13 protein-coding genes are annotated in these 16,395 nt (G+C 57.8%); all 13 read left to right on the plus strand.

All coding sequences use genetic code 11. The annotated features are described in order from the left end of the window. Positions 1-130 precede the first annotated feature (130 nt). Positions 131-1,675 carry a 2-isopropylmalate synthase gene (locus tag AC50YL_RS27710; RefSeq protein ID WP_494836248.1) on the plus strand — a complete coding sequence of 515 codons (1,545 nt, stop codon included), beginning with the start codon at positions 131-133 and terminating at the stop codon, positions 1,673-1,675. Between the two features lie 580 nt (positions 1,676-2,255). After that, positions 2,256-3,620, plus strand: a complete 1,365-nt coding sequence (locus AC50YL_RS27715; RefSeq protein ID WP_494836250.1) for a sensor histidine kinase — start codon at positions 2,256-2,258, stop codon at positions 3,618-3,620. After that, on the plus strand, positions 3,617-4,276 hold the full coding sequence (locus tag AC50YL_RS27720; protein WP_494836251.1) for a response regulator: 660 nt from the start codon (positions 3,617-3,619) through the stop codon (positions 4,274-4,276). The genes AC50YL_RS27715 and AC50YL_RS27720 overlap by 4 nt, the downstream gene beginning before the upstream one ends. 117 nt (positions 4,277-4,393) lie before the next feature. Then, complete coding sequence (locus AC50YL_RS27725) at positions 4,394-6,043, plus strand: DUF2339 domain-containing protein (protein WP_494836252.1); 1,650 nt, start codon at positions 4,394-4,396, stop codon at positions 6,041-6,043. Positions 6,044-6,196: 153 nt separating this feature from the next. Continuing rightward, the gene (gene leuB / locus AC50YL_RS27730) at positions 6,197-7,276 is read left to right on the plus strand and encodes a 3-isopropylmalate dehydrogenase (RefSeq protein WP_494836254.1); all 1,080 of its coding nucleotides are present in this window, start codon (positions 6,197-6,199) and stop codon (positions 7,274-7,276) included. A gap of 135 nt (positions 7,277-7,411) precedes the next feature. Next, complete coding sequence (locus tag AC50YL_RS27735) at positions 7,412-7,960, plus strand: peroxiredoxin (RefSeq protein ID WP_494836256.1); 549 nt, start codon at positions 7,412-7,414, stop codon at positions 7,958-7,960. A gap of 335 nt (positions 7,961-8,295) precedes the next feature. Further along, entirely contained in the window at positions 8,296-8,721 is a 426-nt protein-coding gene (locus AC50YL_RS27740) for a hypothetical protein (RefSeq protein WP_161745635.1), read from the plus strand. A gap of 119 nt (positions 8,722-8,840) precedes the next feature. Further along, complete coding sequence (gene sigI, locus AC50YL_RS27745; protein WP_494836258.1) at positions 8,841-9,662, plus strand: RNA polymerase sigma factor SigI; 822 nt, start codon at positions 8,841-8,843, stop codon at positions 9,660-9,662. After that, a complete protein-coding gene (locus tag AC50YL_RS27750) occupies positions 9,659-11,296 on the plus strand; it encodes an anti-sigma factor domain-containing protein (RefSeq protein WP_494836259.1) in 1,638 nt (545 codons plus the stop codon). The genes sigI and AC50YL_RS27750 overlap by 4 nt, the downstream gene beginning before the upstream one ends. Before the next feature lie 158 nt (positions 11,297-11,454). Then, entirely contained in the window at positions 11,455-11,853 is a 399-nt protein-coding gene (locus tag AC50YL_RS27755) for an ATP-binding protein (RefSeq protein ID WP_494836261.1), read from the plus strand. A gap of 3 nt (positions 11,854-11,856) precedes the next feature. Next, positions 11,857-13,230, plus strand: coding sequence for an ATP-binding protein (locus tag AC50YL_RS27760; RefSeq protein ID WP_494836262.1), 1,374 nt, complete (start codon positions 11,857-11,859; stop codon positions 13,228-13,230). Between the two features lie 153 nt (positions 13,231-13,383). Next, positions 13,384-14,943, plus strand: coding sequence for a leucyl aminopeptidase (locus tag AC50YL_RS27765; RefSeq protein ID WP_494836264.1), 1,560 nt, complete (start codon positions 13,384-13,386; stop codon positions 14,941-14,943). A gap of 64 nt (positions 14,944-15,007) precedes the next feature. Continuing rightward, complete coding sequence (locus AC50YL_RS27770) at positions 15,008-16,288, plus strand: MFS transporter (protein ID WP_494836265.1); 1,281 nt, start codon at positions 15,008-15,010, stop codon at positions 16,286-16,288. Positions 16,289-16,395: the final 107 nt, after the last annotated feature.

Here is a 16,395-nt window from a genome sequence, read left to right on the forward strand (position 1 = left end):
TGCCGGTCATAACTTGATAATAAGCTTGTTGCCCGGATAAGCGGACCGGTCCCTGCGTCTCTTGCGTAAGCGATAGATGTCAGGGCCGTTTCGCTATCCGGGACTATTCTTGAAGTCCGAGGTGTAACTCATGCGCAAAATTTATATTTTCGATACGACGCTTCGTGACGGCGAACAATCTCCGGGCGTGAACCTGAACACGAAGGAAAAGCTTGAAATCGCGTACCAGCTCGAGAGACTCGGCGTAGACCGCATCGAAGCGGGCTTCCCTGCGGCTTCCCCCGGCGATCTTGCGGCAGTCAACGCGGTCGCCCGCGCCGTCAAGAACGCGACGGTCATCGGCTTGTCCCGTTCCCGCGAGCAGGACATCGACGCGGCGCGCGAAGCGCTGAAGGGCGCGCAGGACCCTTGCCTGCATCTGTTCCTGGCCACGTCCCCGATCCACCGCAAGCACAAGCTTCGCATGGAGAAGGAGCAGGTCCTGGAGACGGCGGAGCGCGCGATCCGTTACGCGAAGCAATACTTCAGCAAAATCGAATTTTCCCCCGAGGATGCGGGCCGTACCGAGCTGGATTTTCTCTGCCAAGTAACGGAGATGGCCATCAAAGCGGGCGCAACGGTCGTCAATATTCCGGATACGGTCGGTTACATGAACCCTTCGGAGTTCGGGAATATTTTCAAAACGCTGAAAAATCAGGTGCCGGGCATCGAGAAAATCCAGTTGAGCGCGCACTGCCACGACGATTTGGGCATGGCGACGGCGAACGCGCTGGCCGCGATCCTGAACGGCGCGGATCAAGTCGAGGGAACCATCAACGGTATCGGCGAGCGCGCGGGCAATACGGCGATCGAAGAAATCGCGATGGCGTTAGCGACACGATCGGATTTCTTCGGGGCGACGACGGGGCTGAACTTGAAGGAAATCGCCAAGACGAGCCGTCTGGTCAGCAAGCTGACGGGCATGGTCGTGCCGGGCAACAAAGCCATCGTCGGGGCGAATGCGTTCGCGCATGAATCCGGCATCCATCAGGATGGCATGCTGAAGGAGAAAACGACGTACGAGATCATCTCGCCGGAGACGATCGGCTTGGTCGATTCCAAGCTCGTGCTGGGCAAGCACTCGGGCCGCGCCGCGTTCCGCGAGAAGCTGATCGATCTCGGCTATGAGCTGAGCGACGACGCCGTGAACGCGGCGTTCGCGAAGTTCAAGGATCTGGCGGACAAGAAGAAGAACGTCAGCGACGAAGACATTCGCGCGATGCTGGAAGAGAAGCTCGTCGATACGCCCGAGGTGTACGCGCTCGAGCAGATCGAAGTCAGCTACGGCAACAAATCGACGCCTAGCGCGACGCTGCGCATCCGCATCGGGGACGGCAGCGTGCAGGAGACGCGGGCGGAAGGCAACGGCTCCGTCGATGCGATCTACAACGCCATCGATGCGCTGACGGCGGAGAACGTGGAGCTGGAGGACTACTCCATCAAATCCGTCACGCACGGCAAGGACGCGCTCGGCGAAGTGCATGTCGTGCTGAAGCAGGACGAAGTATCCGCCCAAGGCCGCGGCCTCAGCACGGATATTCTCGAAGCCAGCGCGCGCGCTTACGTCGATGCTTTGAACCGGTTGGTGGAGAAGCGGAAGACGCCGGGCAGACGCGACAAAATGAGCCTGATTTAACGGCTCATTGAACAAGGGGGGGCGCCCTGCGGGCGGACGGGTCTACGATCGCTGTTGTAGTTCGGATTTCCTTGATTTGATGAAACATTTAGAGGTGGAAATCCGACTACATAAGCGAATATTTCATTTCTCCGACTCCGTCCCGCCCTCCGGGCACGCTTGTTAATAGAACCTTTAAATCTTAAAGCAGAAGAGACAACGCTTCAGCGGCCCGGTTGGGCTTGCTGGGGCGTTTTGTTTTTTCTAGGAGTGGCCAGCAGCCTAGGATTGGCTGGCAGAAGAGTTGCAAGCCTCCCTTCGTCTTGCCTTACGGACAAGGCGACCGTCTGACCTGATTGCCGGTGCTCTTTATGTAAGAAGTGCAGCAAGCCTCAGTTCGTCTTGCCTGACGGTCAAGACCTGCCACATTAAGGGGGAATTTGGTTGGACGTTAGACGCTCGCCTGCCTGCTGCGCTGCAGCGCCGTAGGACGCGTGCAATGGTTTGGTCTTTGTAAATCGTGCGCTGGTCTTGGTTTCGCCATGGTATAATGAAGAAAATCCGACAATTGTTGGCCGTTCGATGGGGGAGCATCTGGGGAATGTTGTTTGTATGGATCATGCTTTGGAGCGCATCGGGGCTGCTGCTCATCGCCAACCGGCGGAATCCGGCGGGACGGTGGCTTAGCTTTGTCGCGTTATGCGGGGGAATGGGCGCGCTCGCTTCTGTGCTGGATGCTTGGATCGCCGCCTGGCTCGGCAGCGGCGCGATCGACGTCTCGGACGAACAGGTGCTGCGCGTCCTGCAGCGCTGCTGTTCGTGGACCAGCTATTACGGGCTGCCTTACGGCTTTCTATGCTTCGGCGCCGCGTATAATCGGGATTTGCTCCCTTCAAGCGCGTATCGGTGGCTGCACTATGTCGCGCTTCTGATGCCGCTCGGCATGCTGCTGCTTCCGCTTGCGGAGCATTATCCCGTGCACTACAACCTGCTCGCGGTTTGGGCGCTTCCGTATGCCGCGCTCGGAACGGCGCTAATGGTGACCAAGGCGCATGTTCACCCGGCGGAGCGCCGCGCGCACGCCTTGCTGCTGCTGGCCGTGCTGCCGGCCGTGCTGATCGCGCTGACGATGAATTACGTGCTGCCGCTCTTCGGCTTGTATCGCCTGTGGGTCTACAATGTATGGCCGATCGGTTTCGCGTTCGTGATCTTCCTATTTTCGCTGTTCAATTTCGGCTTTCTCGGCGTCCAGCTGCTGATCGAGAAACGCCAGATCGACTATTCGCTTCGGGCAATCACGAGCGGTACGGCGATGCTGAACCACGCGATCAAGAACGACATTGGCAAAATCAAGCTTTTTACCGAAAAAATGGCCCGCGAGGCTGGCGGTCAAGACGAGCTGCGCGCGGACTTGCGCGTCGTGAGCACGGCCGCCGTGCATATCGAAGCGATGATCCGCAGCGTTCATGAACGGACGCAGGAGCTGCGCCTGCAGGTGCGGGAAGCGTCGTTGTCCGAACTGGTGCGGAGCCAGCTCGCTGCCATCGCCGGACAAACGGGCGAGCGGGGCATCGCCGTGCATGCGCAGCTGGACGACTACGCCGTCGCCGAAGCGGATCCCGAGCAAACGAAGGAAGCGATCCATAACGTGCTGCAAAACGCCATCGACGCGATGCCGGGGGGCGGCGTCTTGACCGTTTCGGTCTTCAGCGGCAGGCGCGGCGGCACGATCGAAGTCCGCGATACCGGCACGGGTATTGCCAAGGCGCATCTGCGCAAAGTGACGGAACCGTTCTTCACGACCAAGAGCGGCAGGGAAATGAATTTCGGCCTCGGCCTTGCGTATTGTTTTCAATTGATGAGCCGGCAGGGCGGGGAGCTTCGCATCGCCAGCGAGCCCGGCGCCGGCACGGTCGTGCGGTTTCATTTTCGCGCGGTACGCAGAAAGAGAGGAGGGTCGCGATGAACGGCATGCCGATTCGAATCATGCTCGTGGAAGACGATCCCGACTGGCGCAGGGGGCTGAGCGCCTATTTGAACGGAGAGGCGGATCTGACGGTCGTTTGCGAGACGGAAGATCCGGCGGCTGCGCTCGCCCTGGCTGCAGATGCCGCGCCCGACATTATCCTGCTCGACATCATGATGGCGGACAGTCCCGAGGGCCTCAGGCTTGCGGGCGAACTGTCGTCCTCGTCGCAGGCGCGCATCATCATGCTGACGTCCATGGAGGACAAAGCGTTCGTCGCGGAAGCGTTTCGCGCAGGCGCGGTGAATTATCTCGTCAAATCTGATTACGCCTCGATTCCCGCGGCGGTCAGGCAGGCGGCGTCGGACCGATCCGCCATCGACGCATCGGCCGCCAGGCAGATGCTGGAGGAATTCCGCCGGTTGAAGAAGCTGGAGCGCGAATACGAGACGGATAAATTCAAACGCATGCTGACGCCCTCGGAGGTGCAACTGCTCGCCATGATCCACGACGGTTACAGCCAAACTCAGATCGCCGAGCAATCGTTCCTGTCGCTGCGGACGGTGAAGAACCACGTAGGCAATATCTTGCGCAAGATCGGCGGCAGGAGCAGCAAGGAAGCGGCGCAGAAGGCGAAGGACCACGAGTTGTTTTGAGCATTCGCCGGCGGGGTACCAGGGAAAGTTGGTACTTACCCAGGTCTGCGGGGCGGCCCTACAATATGAAGTAAGGAGCATATCCTAATACTTCATCCTAACTGGGGGCAGCCCGAAATGAACGAATTGTGGAACAGGCATTGGACGACCATGATCGGCGTCGTATTTCTGCTGGCAGCGCTGGCGACATTGTTTAAGTACACCGCGGACCTTGGCTTAATAACGGAACAAATGAAACTGGGCGTCGGTCTGCTGTCCGGCGCCGCTGCCGTCGCGGCCGGCGTCGCGACTGCGAAGCGCGACGACCGCAAACGCTTCGGCGAGATTCTTACGGGACTGGGAGCGGCCGTCTGGTATATGACCTGCGCGTATGCCGGCGTTTATGCAGCCATTTGGGAGCCGCTTACCGTCTTCATCGCGATGTCCGCCATAACGGCTGGCGTCACGACCTATGCATTCCGGTACAATTATCGTTTGTTGCTCGGACTCGGCCTTGCCGGCGCGCTGCTTGCGCCGTTTGTTCTTCGGCCGGACGGTGATCATGTATTTCCGCTCTTTCTCTATTTGTTGGTCGTCAATGCGTCGTATTTCGCCATCAGCATCTCGAAGTCTTGGCTGGAAGCCAGAATCGCCGCATTCGCGGCAACCTGGATTTTGTATGCCGTCTATTATTTGCACTTCGACCACACCGAGAATGGTTGGTTTACGATGCCGACCTATTATGCGCTTGCGGCATTCGTTTTCTATGCGATGGCCTTCTTCGTGGCCTCATGGCGCGAGAAAAGCGGATTCGCCGGCTGGAATATGTATGGGAGCTTCACGAATACGGTCGTTTTCTGCCTGTGGGCGCCGACGCTGCTCGGCAACCGGCCTTCGATGACCCTGCTGCTGATGGCCATCGGTGTCCTGTACATGTTAATGGGCGTACTGGTTGCCAAGTTCGGCAAGCATGAGAAAGCCGCGTTTTATTCGCATCTGCTGTTCGGCGGGTTTGCTTTCCTGATCGGGCTTGCCGAGATCGGCAGGGGATCCGAGTACCGCCCCGTCATTGGCGTCTTTGTCTGGTCCGGAATCGCGGTACTGCTCGTAGCAGCCGGGCTAAAGCTGAAGTCGGATGCGCTGAAGTTGGCGTCGACGTTCATTTGGTTCTTCACCGGCATCTATTGGTTCGCCACCACTTGGGGCGCGCCGCGGCTGGATTGGTTTTCCCTCTATGTCCCCTTCCTCAACGGCGGGGCGGCTGCATGGATGCTGCTGGCGGCCATCGGTTTTTATTTCGCGAGAAAGGTCCGCTATGATGCGTTCCGTCAAGAAAGCGATCATGCCGCGCTCGGCCATATGTACGCGCTTCTCTCGCATCTCGTCGTAGGCGGGCTGTTGACCGTCCAGATTACGAATGCAGCCGACGAATATGGTTGGCATGCCGGAACCGACTTGATCTTATCCGTCATTTGGGCGGCGTATGCCTTGATGTTGTTCCTATGGGGCGCTTACAGCCGCGGACGCTTGTTCCGCTGGTTCGGCTCCATCGTGCTGGTCGTCGTAGCCGCGAAGGCGCTGCTATTCGATCTCTCGGGCGAGGATACGATCTACAAAATCATCGTATTCGCAGTGCTTGGCCTGATCAGCTTCGTCATTACGTGGGTCAACCAGCGGTGGCGGGAACGCGAGTTGGCTGATGCAATGAATGAAACGAAAACAGCCCGGCTTGGCCTGACCGCCGGTCAACCTGAAGCCGGGGAGAATGCCCCGTCCGAAGCCGATTAGCCGTCGCGAATCTTCGTTTATATCTCCAGCCTATAAAAGTCATAGCTTTCATATCTTTGTCTTTATGGCGTTCTTATGGTACAACTAAGCTTAGACTGAGAATCATAATCAGAGGACGCCTAACGGGTCCTGAATAAAGGAGCTCATTATCCCATGGCAGACGTAAAAAAAATCGCGGTCATCGCCGGTGACGGCATCGGTCCGGAAGTTGTCGGCGAAGCATTGAAAGTATTGAAGAGAACGGAAGAATTGTTCGGCTACCAATTCGAGACCGAGCACGGTCTGTTCGGCGGCATCGCAATCGACGAGAAAGGCACGCCGCTGCCGCAGGAAACGCTCGACATCTGCCAAAATGCCGATGCCGTTCTTCTTGGCGCGGTAGGCGGCCCGAAATGGGACAATAATCCGAAAGAGCTTCGTCCCGAGACGGGATTGCTCGGCATTCGCAAAGCGCTGGGCTTGTTCTCGAACATCCGGCCGGCCAACGTGTTCGACTGCTTGAAGGAAGCGTCCACCCTGAAGCCGGAGGTGCTTGACGGTACGGACCTGATCGTCGTGCGCGAGCTGACGGGCGGCATCTACTTCGGCGAGAAGTTCCGCCGCGAAGGCGAACACGGCACGGAGGCCGTCGATACGTGCGTATACAACGTCACCGAGATCGAGCGCATCGCGCGCCAAGGCTTCGAGATCGCCCGCACGCGCCGCAAGAAGCTGGCTTCCGTCGACAAAGCGAACGTGCTCGAGACATCCCGCCTCTGGCGCGAAGTCGTGAACCGGATCGCGGTCGAATATCCGGACGTCGAGTTGGAGCACGTGCTCGTCGACAACTGCGCGATGCAGCTGCTGCGCCGTCCGTCGAGCTTCGACGTCATCGTGACCGAGAACATGTTCGGCGACATCATCAGCGACGAGGCAGCCATGCTGACGGGCTCCATCGGCATGCTCTCCTCCGCTTCCCTCGGCGAAGGCAGCTTCGGCCTCTATGAGCCGGTGCACGGCTCCGCCCCGGACATCGCCGGCCAAGGCATCTCCAACCCGATCGCGACGATCCTCTCCGTGGCGCTCATGTTCCGCCTGACCTTCGGTTATGCCGACGCGGCGCAAAGCATCGAGGATGCGGTGAAGTCCGTTCTGGATGCCGGACACCGTACGGGCGACATCGCCGTCGACAAGAGCAAGGCGATCGGCACGACGGCGATGGGCGATCTGATCATTGCCGCCATGAAAAAATAATTTAGAATTGTTATAAACAAGGAATCGTTTCAATATTGACTTCGTTCCAAAGAGTTGGTATTATTCTAAGCATAGTCACCAATTGAGTTTCATTCTCAATCAATGCAACCCAACACTTTTTAGGAGGTTTTTTACATGGCAGAACGTTTGGTTGGTCGTCCGGCTCCGGATTTCTCGATGGAGACCGCAACAGGCAACGGTCAAGACTTCAGCACGGCAGCACTTTCCGATTACAAAGGCAAATGGCTCGTCCTTTTCTTCTATCCATTGGATTTCACGTTTGTATGTCCGACTGAAATTACGGCGCTTAGCCTGGCGGCCGAAGAATTCACGAAGCTCGACACCGAGATCCTCGGCGTCAGCGTAGACAGCAAACACAGCCACCGCGCATGGATCAATACGCCCGTCAACGACAACGGTCTTGGCACGCTGAACTTCCCGCTGGCAGCCGACATCACGAAGAACGTCGCGCGCGACTACGGCGTCCTGATCGAAGAAGAAGGCATCGCGCTTCGCGGCCTGTTCATCATCGATCCGGAAGGCGAGATCAAATACCAAGTCGTCAACCATAACGACGTTGGCCGTTCCGTTGAAGAAACGCTCCGCGTATTGCAAGCTCTGCAATCCGGCGGACTGTGCCCGATCAACTGGAAACCGGGCGACAAGCACCTGGTTGCGAAATAAGCTTCCGTGCCGAACGGCGAAAACCCGGGGTCTTCCGAGACTCCGGGTTTTTTCTGTTCAACCTGCACTATCAGCTGGATGAGGAAAGTTTAATTTTCGGCTGCGGGTCCGCTAGGTTTAAGGAATCCCGTTGCCCGCGATGCCCGAAACGGCGTCTCCTTTTTCATCTTCGCTGTACGTTAGCGGTTATTTTGGCTATACTTTGCATATATGGCGAGCCGGAGAGCGTTTACAGCCTCGGCGCAAGCAGGAATTATGCCTTCCCGGGACGAATAAGGTAAATCATGTTTCAGGATGCGTGGAACGAGGTTATGGAGTTAAGGAGGGAGTCCGGCATGAGTTTTTGCTGCGGAGCCAGCATGATCGGCACGAATGGCACGTTGAAGCATTTTCGTACGCATATTCACAATGTCCCTATTCTGTTCTGTCCGGTATGTCATCGCGTCGAAATCCATTATCTGATCGAAAACGAATACGAGATCCTGGCGGAGTACGCACATGGCGACGGCGCTTCCGAGGTCGACTTTATCGAATACGTCGAACAGGAAGACAAAGAGTTGTTCGAGAACTGCGTCAATAACGAGAACGAAGATCCCATGGACGTCGTCAGCAATCAAATCGACATGGCGCTGGACCTGCTCTGCTTTGCGAAGCAAATCGGGGACGAAGGCTGGCAGGGCGAGCTCAAGAAACGCCTCGGCGTGCTGAATCAGCGGCGCAATAAGCTGAAGCAGCGCAGAACCTCCGAAGGATATTGTTAAGCATCCCAGCCTCCTGACGAAGGAGGCTTTTTATATGCGTAAATTTATGAGAATTTCTTAATGTCTACCCCCTCAAGCGAAGACGACAACACGAAAATTGTACTTGTGAGGTGGAGCGGTTGCTACTTGTACTGTTCAAACGAATTTTTGGCGGCAAGCACGATACGTCCGCAGTCACCCCCGATACCCGCGTTTCGCCGGAAGACATGGTGGAGCGGATTCGCCGCGGCGAAGCGTCGCGCAATGCGTTCATCGACGCGTACCAGCCTTACATCGCCAAGGTGACGAGCCGATTTTGCAAGCGATATATCGATCCCGAACGTTCGGACGAGTTCAGCATCGCGCTGGCAGCTTTCGACGAAGCGATCGGACAATTCTCCAGTCAGGCAGGAAAATCGTTTCTCGGCTTTGCCGAAACGGTCATTCGGCGCAGGCTTATTGACTATGTCCGCAAAGAGAGCCGCCATCAGGGGATGGTGCCTTACAGCTCCTTCGATCAGGACGACGACGAAGATTCGGTCGTGAACCCGATCGAAACGAACGAAGCGATGCACCGTTATTCGCTGAGCCAGGAAGCGGACGCGCGCAGGCTTGAGATCGCGGAGTACGACGAGCGGCTGCAGGAGTTCGCCATCACGTTCGGCGAGCTGCCGGACATCTCGCCGAAGCATTCGGATTCCAGGCAGCTCCTCATCGCCATCAGCCGCCGATTGGCGAACGATCCGGTGCTTTACGATAATTTGGAAACGAAGCAGAAGCTGCCCATCAAGGAGCTCTGCGAGATGACGGGCGTTTCCCGCAAGACGATCGAACGCAACCGTAAATACATCATCGCGCTATCGATTTTACATAATGGCGATTTCCCGTATTTGCAACAATACATAAAACCCGAAGAACCGGTACAGAAAGAACTGCCCGCGGTGGAAGGAGTGAGAGCATGAGTCGTGGAATCGTGATGGAAACCGGCAGCAAGCATGTCATCGTGTTGATGCCGGACGGTCAATTCCGTAAAGTGCGGACTGCGCTCAAGCCTCGAATCGGCGAGGAATTCATCTTCGCGGAACAAAGGCGCCTGCAGCGGCCGCGCAAGCTCTACAGCTTCAGCGCCGGCGCCGCCGCCGTGATGATCCTGCTGTTTGCGCCCTTCATCGTGCAGCATTTCTCGAAACAGCCGAATGTCGTCGCCTATCTCACCATGGACGTGAACCCCAGCATCGAGCTTGGCATCGACAAGAACGAGCACGTGGAAGTGCTGAGGGCGATCAATGCCGACGGGGCGGCGGTGACGAAAGGCTTGACATTCAAGGGCCTTCCGCTTCAGCAGGTGACCGAAGCCATCATGGACCGCATCAGCGCGGGACCGTACTTGAACAGCGGGGAAGGGGACGTCGTCATTACGAGCGTTGCCGTCGGCAGCGGCATGGTGGCTGCCAACGAGATCGACCTGACTTCGCATATGGACACGGCCGTGCGCAAGTCGTTGGCCAAAACGGATAAAGGACGCGAGCTCAAGGTCGAGGTGACGACGCTTTCCGCGCCGGCGGAAGTCCGCGACGAAGCCGAGCGGGCAGGGGTCTCTTCCGGCAAGATGGCGTTCTACCTGATGGCCAAGGAGCAGGGCTACCGCATCTCGATCAAACAATTGAAGTCGGAATCCATTCATCAGGCGGCGAAGCCGATGGGCGGCGTTGCGGCGGTCTTGAACGACGACGCAGGCGGCAAGGATGATATCGGGAGCGGCAAAGGGAAGGAAGACATCGGCGTTAACGGCGGGAAGGTGGCCGATACAACGCCGGTTAAACAGCAAACGAACGAGCCGCAGAGTCCGGCCCCGGCGAAAGAAGTATCCAAGGAAACGCTGCGGGAGCAGCAGAAGCAGCAGCTTCAGGAATTGTTGAAGCACGAGCAGGAGAAACGCAAGGAGCGCGAGGAAAACGGCGGACACGGTCCGGGCGATCATGGTCCGGACAATCGCGGCTCACGGAACGGCGACGACAATCCGAACGACGCCAAGAGCGATGATGACAAGAATAGCGGGCCTAAGAACGACGATTCCAAAAACGGCGCAAACCCCGCAAACGTGCCGCTTAAGAACGGCGGGATGATCAATGTTAGCGACGATCAACATTCCCCGGGCAATAATAAAGGCGGCCATGGCAACGGCGGCGGAAGCAAGCAGGATGATCGCGGAAAGCCGGTGAAAGCACCGACTCCTCCGCCATCAGCGCCGAAGCAGCCCTCGCAGTCCCATAATAATTCCGATTCCCGCGATAACGGCGGGAACGGCCATTCCGGTTCAAATGGCAAAGGCAAAGGCGGCAGCGACGAAGCGAAAAACGCTTCCGACGGCCGCCATGACGGCGTTCAATCGGGCAACGGCGGCGGCAAGCCGGCGAAGGAAGAAGACTCGCGCGGCTCGGATCGGGACAAGGATGACGACCGCGCCAAGGACGACGATCGTGGCAAGGACAACGACCGCGGCAAGGATGCGGACGATAGCAAAAATCACGGCAGCGGGGACAACGGAAGCGATGACGGGGATAAGGGTCACTCCAGAGGCGGGAAAGGGCGCTAATGCGCCTTTTCTTTGCGTTAGGCCGGCTTTGCGCTTAATCGAGCGAATTCGACAGGATTTCCCGTTGACAGAAATTAGGAGTTTTTTCTATGATTACTGTAAGCGATATCATCTCGGAATCTGCACGGATATTTTAAGGGCGGAGGCGAGTTAATCACGTGGAAATGTTCCATATTCGGGAGAAGGCGGATGCGATCCTGGCACGTCAGCGAGGGAGAGAAATCGCGAAAACGATCGGCTTCAGTCTTGTTGATCAAACGGTTATCGCTTATACGATTTCGGAACTGGCCTTGAAGTTGATTTCAATCTCGGAAAAAGGCCACATGATGATCCGTCCCGTCAGCCTCTACAAAGGAGAGTCTGCCAGCGGTATAGAAGTCAGACTATTCGATCATTTCAAAGGTCCAAGTCGAATTCATTTGCAGTGGATGGAGAAGATGACCGATGATTTGGAACTCAGCCAGGACCAGACCCGGGGAACGATGATTACGTTTCGCAAATGGGTTCACGCTCCACTGCGCATCGATTCACCGTTTTGTGCGGCAGGAGAGGAGTAAATCATGCAGGCAATACGTAAGCGCTACTTCCCTGCGCTCGCGGAATATATTCGCAGCGGCAGTGAAGCATCTTTATTTGAAGCTACGGAAATCGGCAAAATGCTGCAGGATATCCATCCGGAAGATATTATCGCCGTGCACGAGGAATCCATGCAGATGCTTGTGGCCAATGTCGATTCGGAAGAAGCGCTGCGGCTGTACAGCCGTTCGTTTATTTTTTTGATAGAGCTGATGGTGGCCTTCCGGTTCCGGGTACAGCCGGAGCAATCCTCGGAGCAGCGGTTCAGCGAGATGAGGGACATGCTGCTCCGTTCGCACCGCTCGTTTCGGATGGTAAAGAACAAATACGAGAACGTGCTGCAGCATATGGACAGCGGCATCGCGATTTTCGACGGGGACGGCATGCTGTCGTTCATCAACGTCCAGATGGCAAAGCTGCTCGACATTCCCAGGACGACGCTCATCGGCTGCAATTTGATCGATATTCTGTCGCATAGCAGGCTGCACAAGAGCACCAAGCGAATTATTTTGAGGCTGTACAAGGAAGTGTTTCTCCGGCGCAGCCGGTACCTGGAGTTCGTGGACGCGAACGGGCGGACCCTGCTCGTCACCGTCACCTACGGCGACCAGCTGGACGGCGACTATTTGTTTAGCGTGAAGGACGTCACGGAATACAAGCAAATCGAGCAAACCGCGTACCAGAACGACAAGCTGGCGATGCTCGGCAAAATCGCCGCGTCCATCGCGCATGAAATCCGCAATCCGCTGACGTCGATCCGCGGGTTCATCCAGCTGCTGAAGCCGCATCTGTCGCAGCTCGGCAAAGAGGAGTATTCCCGCATCATTTTGACCGAGATCGACCGCGCCAACGACATCATCTATGAATTTCTGAATTCCTCCAAGCCGTCGGCGCCGATGAAGCAGAAGGTGCGCATCAATTCCCTGTTGAAGGAAGTCATTCTTCTCTCGGACAGCGAGGCGCTGATGAAAGGCTGCCAGATTCAATTCGAGACGTACGACGAGGAGCTGGCGGTATCCATCGACGTGAAGCAGGTGAAACAGGTCGTGCTCAACATCGTCCGCAACGCGATGGACGCGATCGGCGAGCTCGAGGGAGAGCGGAGCGGACGGATCGACATCATCACGAGGCGGGACAGCCGCGACGTCGTGATTACCATCCGGGACAACGGCATGGGGATGGATCCGCTAACGAAGTCCAAGCTGTTCGACCCGTTCTACACGACGAAAGCGGCGGGCACGGGCCTCGGGCTGTCGGTCAGTTACCGCATCGTGCGCAACCACGGCGGGAAGATCCGGGTGGCGAGCGATACCGGCGAAGGAACGGAGTTCAATATCTATTTGCCAATAGCGGAATAAACGATTAGAATCGGGTTATAACCCGGATAGGCACGGAAAACCGGGGAAAAACCCGGTTTTTTTGCGTGGTTTTGGAGCCGGGCGGGAACGCTGCCAGGTTTGCTGCATACCATCGATAATAAACGTTTGAGAGAATGGAGGATGTTCATACGAATGAGCATTCAATTTACATATGGTCATGGCGAAAACGGAATTACCGACGTCGATATCGTCGTCGCCCTCGTAACCAAGCAGGACCTTCAAGCCGGCGATGACGCCGGAGCCGTGCAGGGCGCGCGATGGATTCATCCTTCGCTTGACGAGGCGATGAGGCAGCATGCCGCGAAAGAGCTGTTCAAGGCCGATCCGAAGGAGACGCTCGTGCTGCCGACGCTCGGATTGTACCCGTCTGCGCATGTCGTCTACGTCGGCATAGCTCCGCAAGAAAGCTTGACGGCGGACGGCCTGCGCGATGCTGCGGCTGCGGCGGCTAAAGCGGCCAAGCGGTTGAAAGCGGTCACGGTCAAGCAACTGCTGCCCGCCCGGTTGGCGGCGGGAACGCCTGGCTTGCCGGCTAACCATGCGGCGCAAGCCCTCGTCGAAGGGTATTTGCTAGGTTTATATACGCGCGCGACGGCGAAGAAAGCGGATACGAGACGGAAGTCGCTGATCACGGACGTCGTCTTCGAGCCGGCCGTGCTGCCGGCCGCCGATCCGGATGCGACCGCGGTTGACGAACAATGGGAGGCCGGCATTCTTCGCGGACGGATTTTCGCGGAGTCGGTGATCTATGCCCGGGATCTGACGAACCTGCCGGGCAATGCGCTGATCCCGTCCAGGCTGGCCGAGAAAGCCGATCGTCTGGCGGCGTCCTATGGTTTCGATTGCGAGATCATCGATGAAGCCGCCGCGGAAGCGCAGGAGATGGGCGGACTGGTCGGCGTCGGCAAAGGCAGCATCCATCCGCCGCGGATGATCGTCATCCAGTATGCAGGAAACCCGGACGATCCGGAGAAATGGGGCATCGTCGGCAAAGGCATTACGTTCGACACCGGCGGCATTTCGCTGAAAAAGGGACCCGGCATGGAGGAAATGATCTCCGACATGGGCGGCGCCGCTGCCGTTCTCGGTCTCGTGCGCCTCTTCGGCGAATTGAAGCCGAAGCGCAACGCGGTCTTCGTGATCCCGACGGCGGAGAACATGCCGTCCGACCGGGCGTTCAAGCCGGGCGACGTGCTGACGATGATGAACGGCACGACGGTCGAAATCGTCAACACGGACGCGGAAGGCCGGCTCGTGCTGGCGGACGGGCTCACGACGGCGATCCGCGGCGGAGCGACGAGGCTCATCGATGTCGCGACGTTGACGGGAGCCGTGCTGGTCCTGCTCGGTAACGTCGCGACGGGATCCGTAACGAACGACGAAGCATTCCAGCAGCAGGTGATCGATGCTTCCAAGCGGGCGGGCGAGCGGATATGGCCGCTGCCGCCTTACCCGGAATTCCGCAGGCAGCTGGACAGCGATGCGGCCGACATGAAGAACGGCGCCGGCCGTTACGGAGCGGCGAGCATCGGGGGACTGTTCATCGGGGCATTCGCGGAGGAGAGGCCTTGGGTGCATTTGGATATCGCGGGAACCGCTTGGCTGGAGCGGGACCGTTCCTGGGAAGCGAAAGGCGGAACGGGCGTCATGGTGCGCACGCTCGGCGAGCTGCTGGCCGATGATGGGACCTGAACGGAACAACTAGGGAATGATAACGGGGAGCTGGAGCAAGGTCATGTCATTTTGGAGTCACGTCATGTCGGTATTTCGTCGCAAGAAACTGTCCGATCAGCGGAAGGGGCTGCTGACTTCCATCATGGAAGGCATTCCGGCCAACGTGATCGGCAACCTGCTGGGCGGCCCGATCCTAACCATTTACGTCGTTTATCTGGGCGGGACGGCCTCGGATGTCGGCCTTGTCGTCGCGATTCCGGCGCTTGCCAACATGGTCCAGCTGGTCGCGGCGTTCTACATCCAGCGCTTTACCAACCGGCGGCTGCTGCTCTTCTGGTTTGCCGTTACGCATCGGATGCTCTGGGTGGCGACGGGCTTGATTCCGTTTCTCGTGACGAAATCCCTGCAAGTCGACGTATTCATCGGCATGTTCCTCATGTCCTTCATCTGCGCTTCGACCAGCGCGGTGTTCTGGACTTCCATGATCGCGGACATGGTCCCCGCGCAGGTTCGGGGCCGATACTTCGGCATCCGCAACACGATTCATTGGGCCGTGGCCAGCATCTCGCTGCTGCTCGGCGGCCAGATTCTCGAGCAGTTGGACAACCGCGCGGGATTCGTTATCCTGTATGCCGTGAGCGCGCTCTGCACCGTATGGAACGCCGTCGAGCTGTGGCGGTATCCGGATCTGCCGTTCGAGCGCTCTGCCGCTTCGAGCTCCGCCGCGCTCTTCGGGAAGCCGCTCCGGGATTCCGGGTATATGAAAGCGACGGGCTTCATCGCGGTATTCATTTTGCTGCAAAACATCGCCATTCCGTTATTCTCTTACGTCATGCTGGAAACGCTGCATCTCAGCAAGTGGTGGATCACGGTCATCACGACGGTTCAGATGATCGTGACGATGTTCAGCTATTATTATTGGGGCAACATGAACGCGCGGCACGCGACGCGGACGCTGCTCCTGTGGACGCTGCCGATCATCGCGTTCTCCTGCGTGCTGTGGGCGGGCATCGAGATCTTGCCGGTCATTCTGGTGCTGATGATCGTGAACATGACGCTGGGCGTCGGGCTCGGCGGTTATAACCTGCTGATCTTCAATTTCATCATCGGGGATACGCCGAAGTCCGACCGTCCGATGTACGTCGCGGTGTTCTCGGCGCTGACCGGCGCGACGGGCTTTATCGGCCCGCTGCTCGGCGGCTGGATATACAAGCAGATCGAAGACGGCGCGTATTGGCTTCAGAGCTACGGCATCTCGTTGTTTATCGGTATCGGCCTGCTCGTGCTGACGGGAACGGTCGGACCGTTCGTGCTCAAAGCGGGAAGCAATGACGTTCAAGCGCTGACGGAAGGAAAGAATTAAGTTGTTCGGAAGGGAATAGCCGAAAATTAGGAAGACCGTTCGAGCGCCTGCGCGCTTGGGCGGTCTTTTATGCTTCGCGCGCGGCGGCGTTGCCGGCGGGACGCTTG

The organism is Paenibacillus sp. J22P277 (assembly GCF_059383675.1).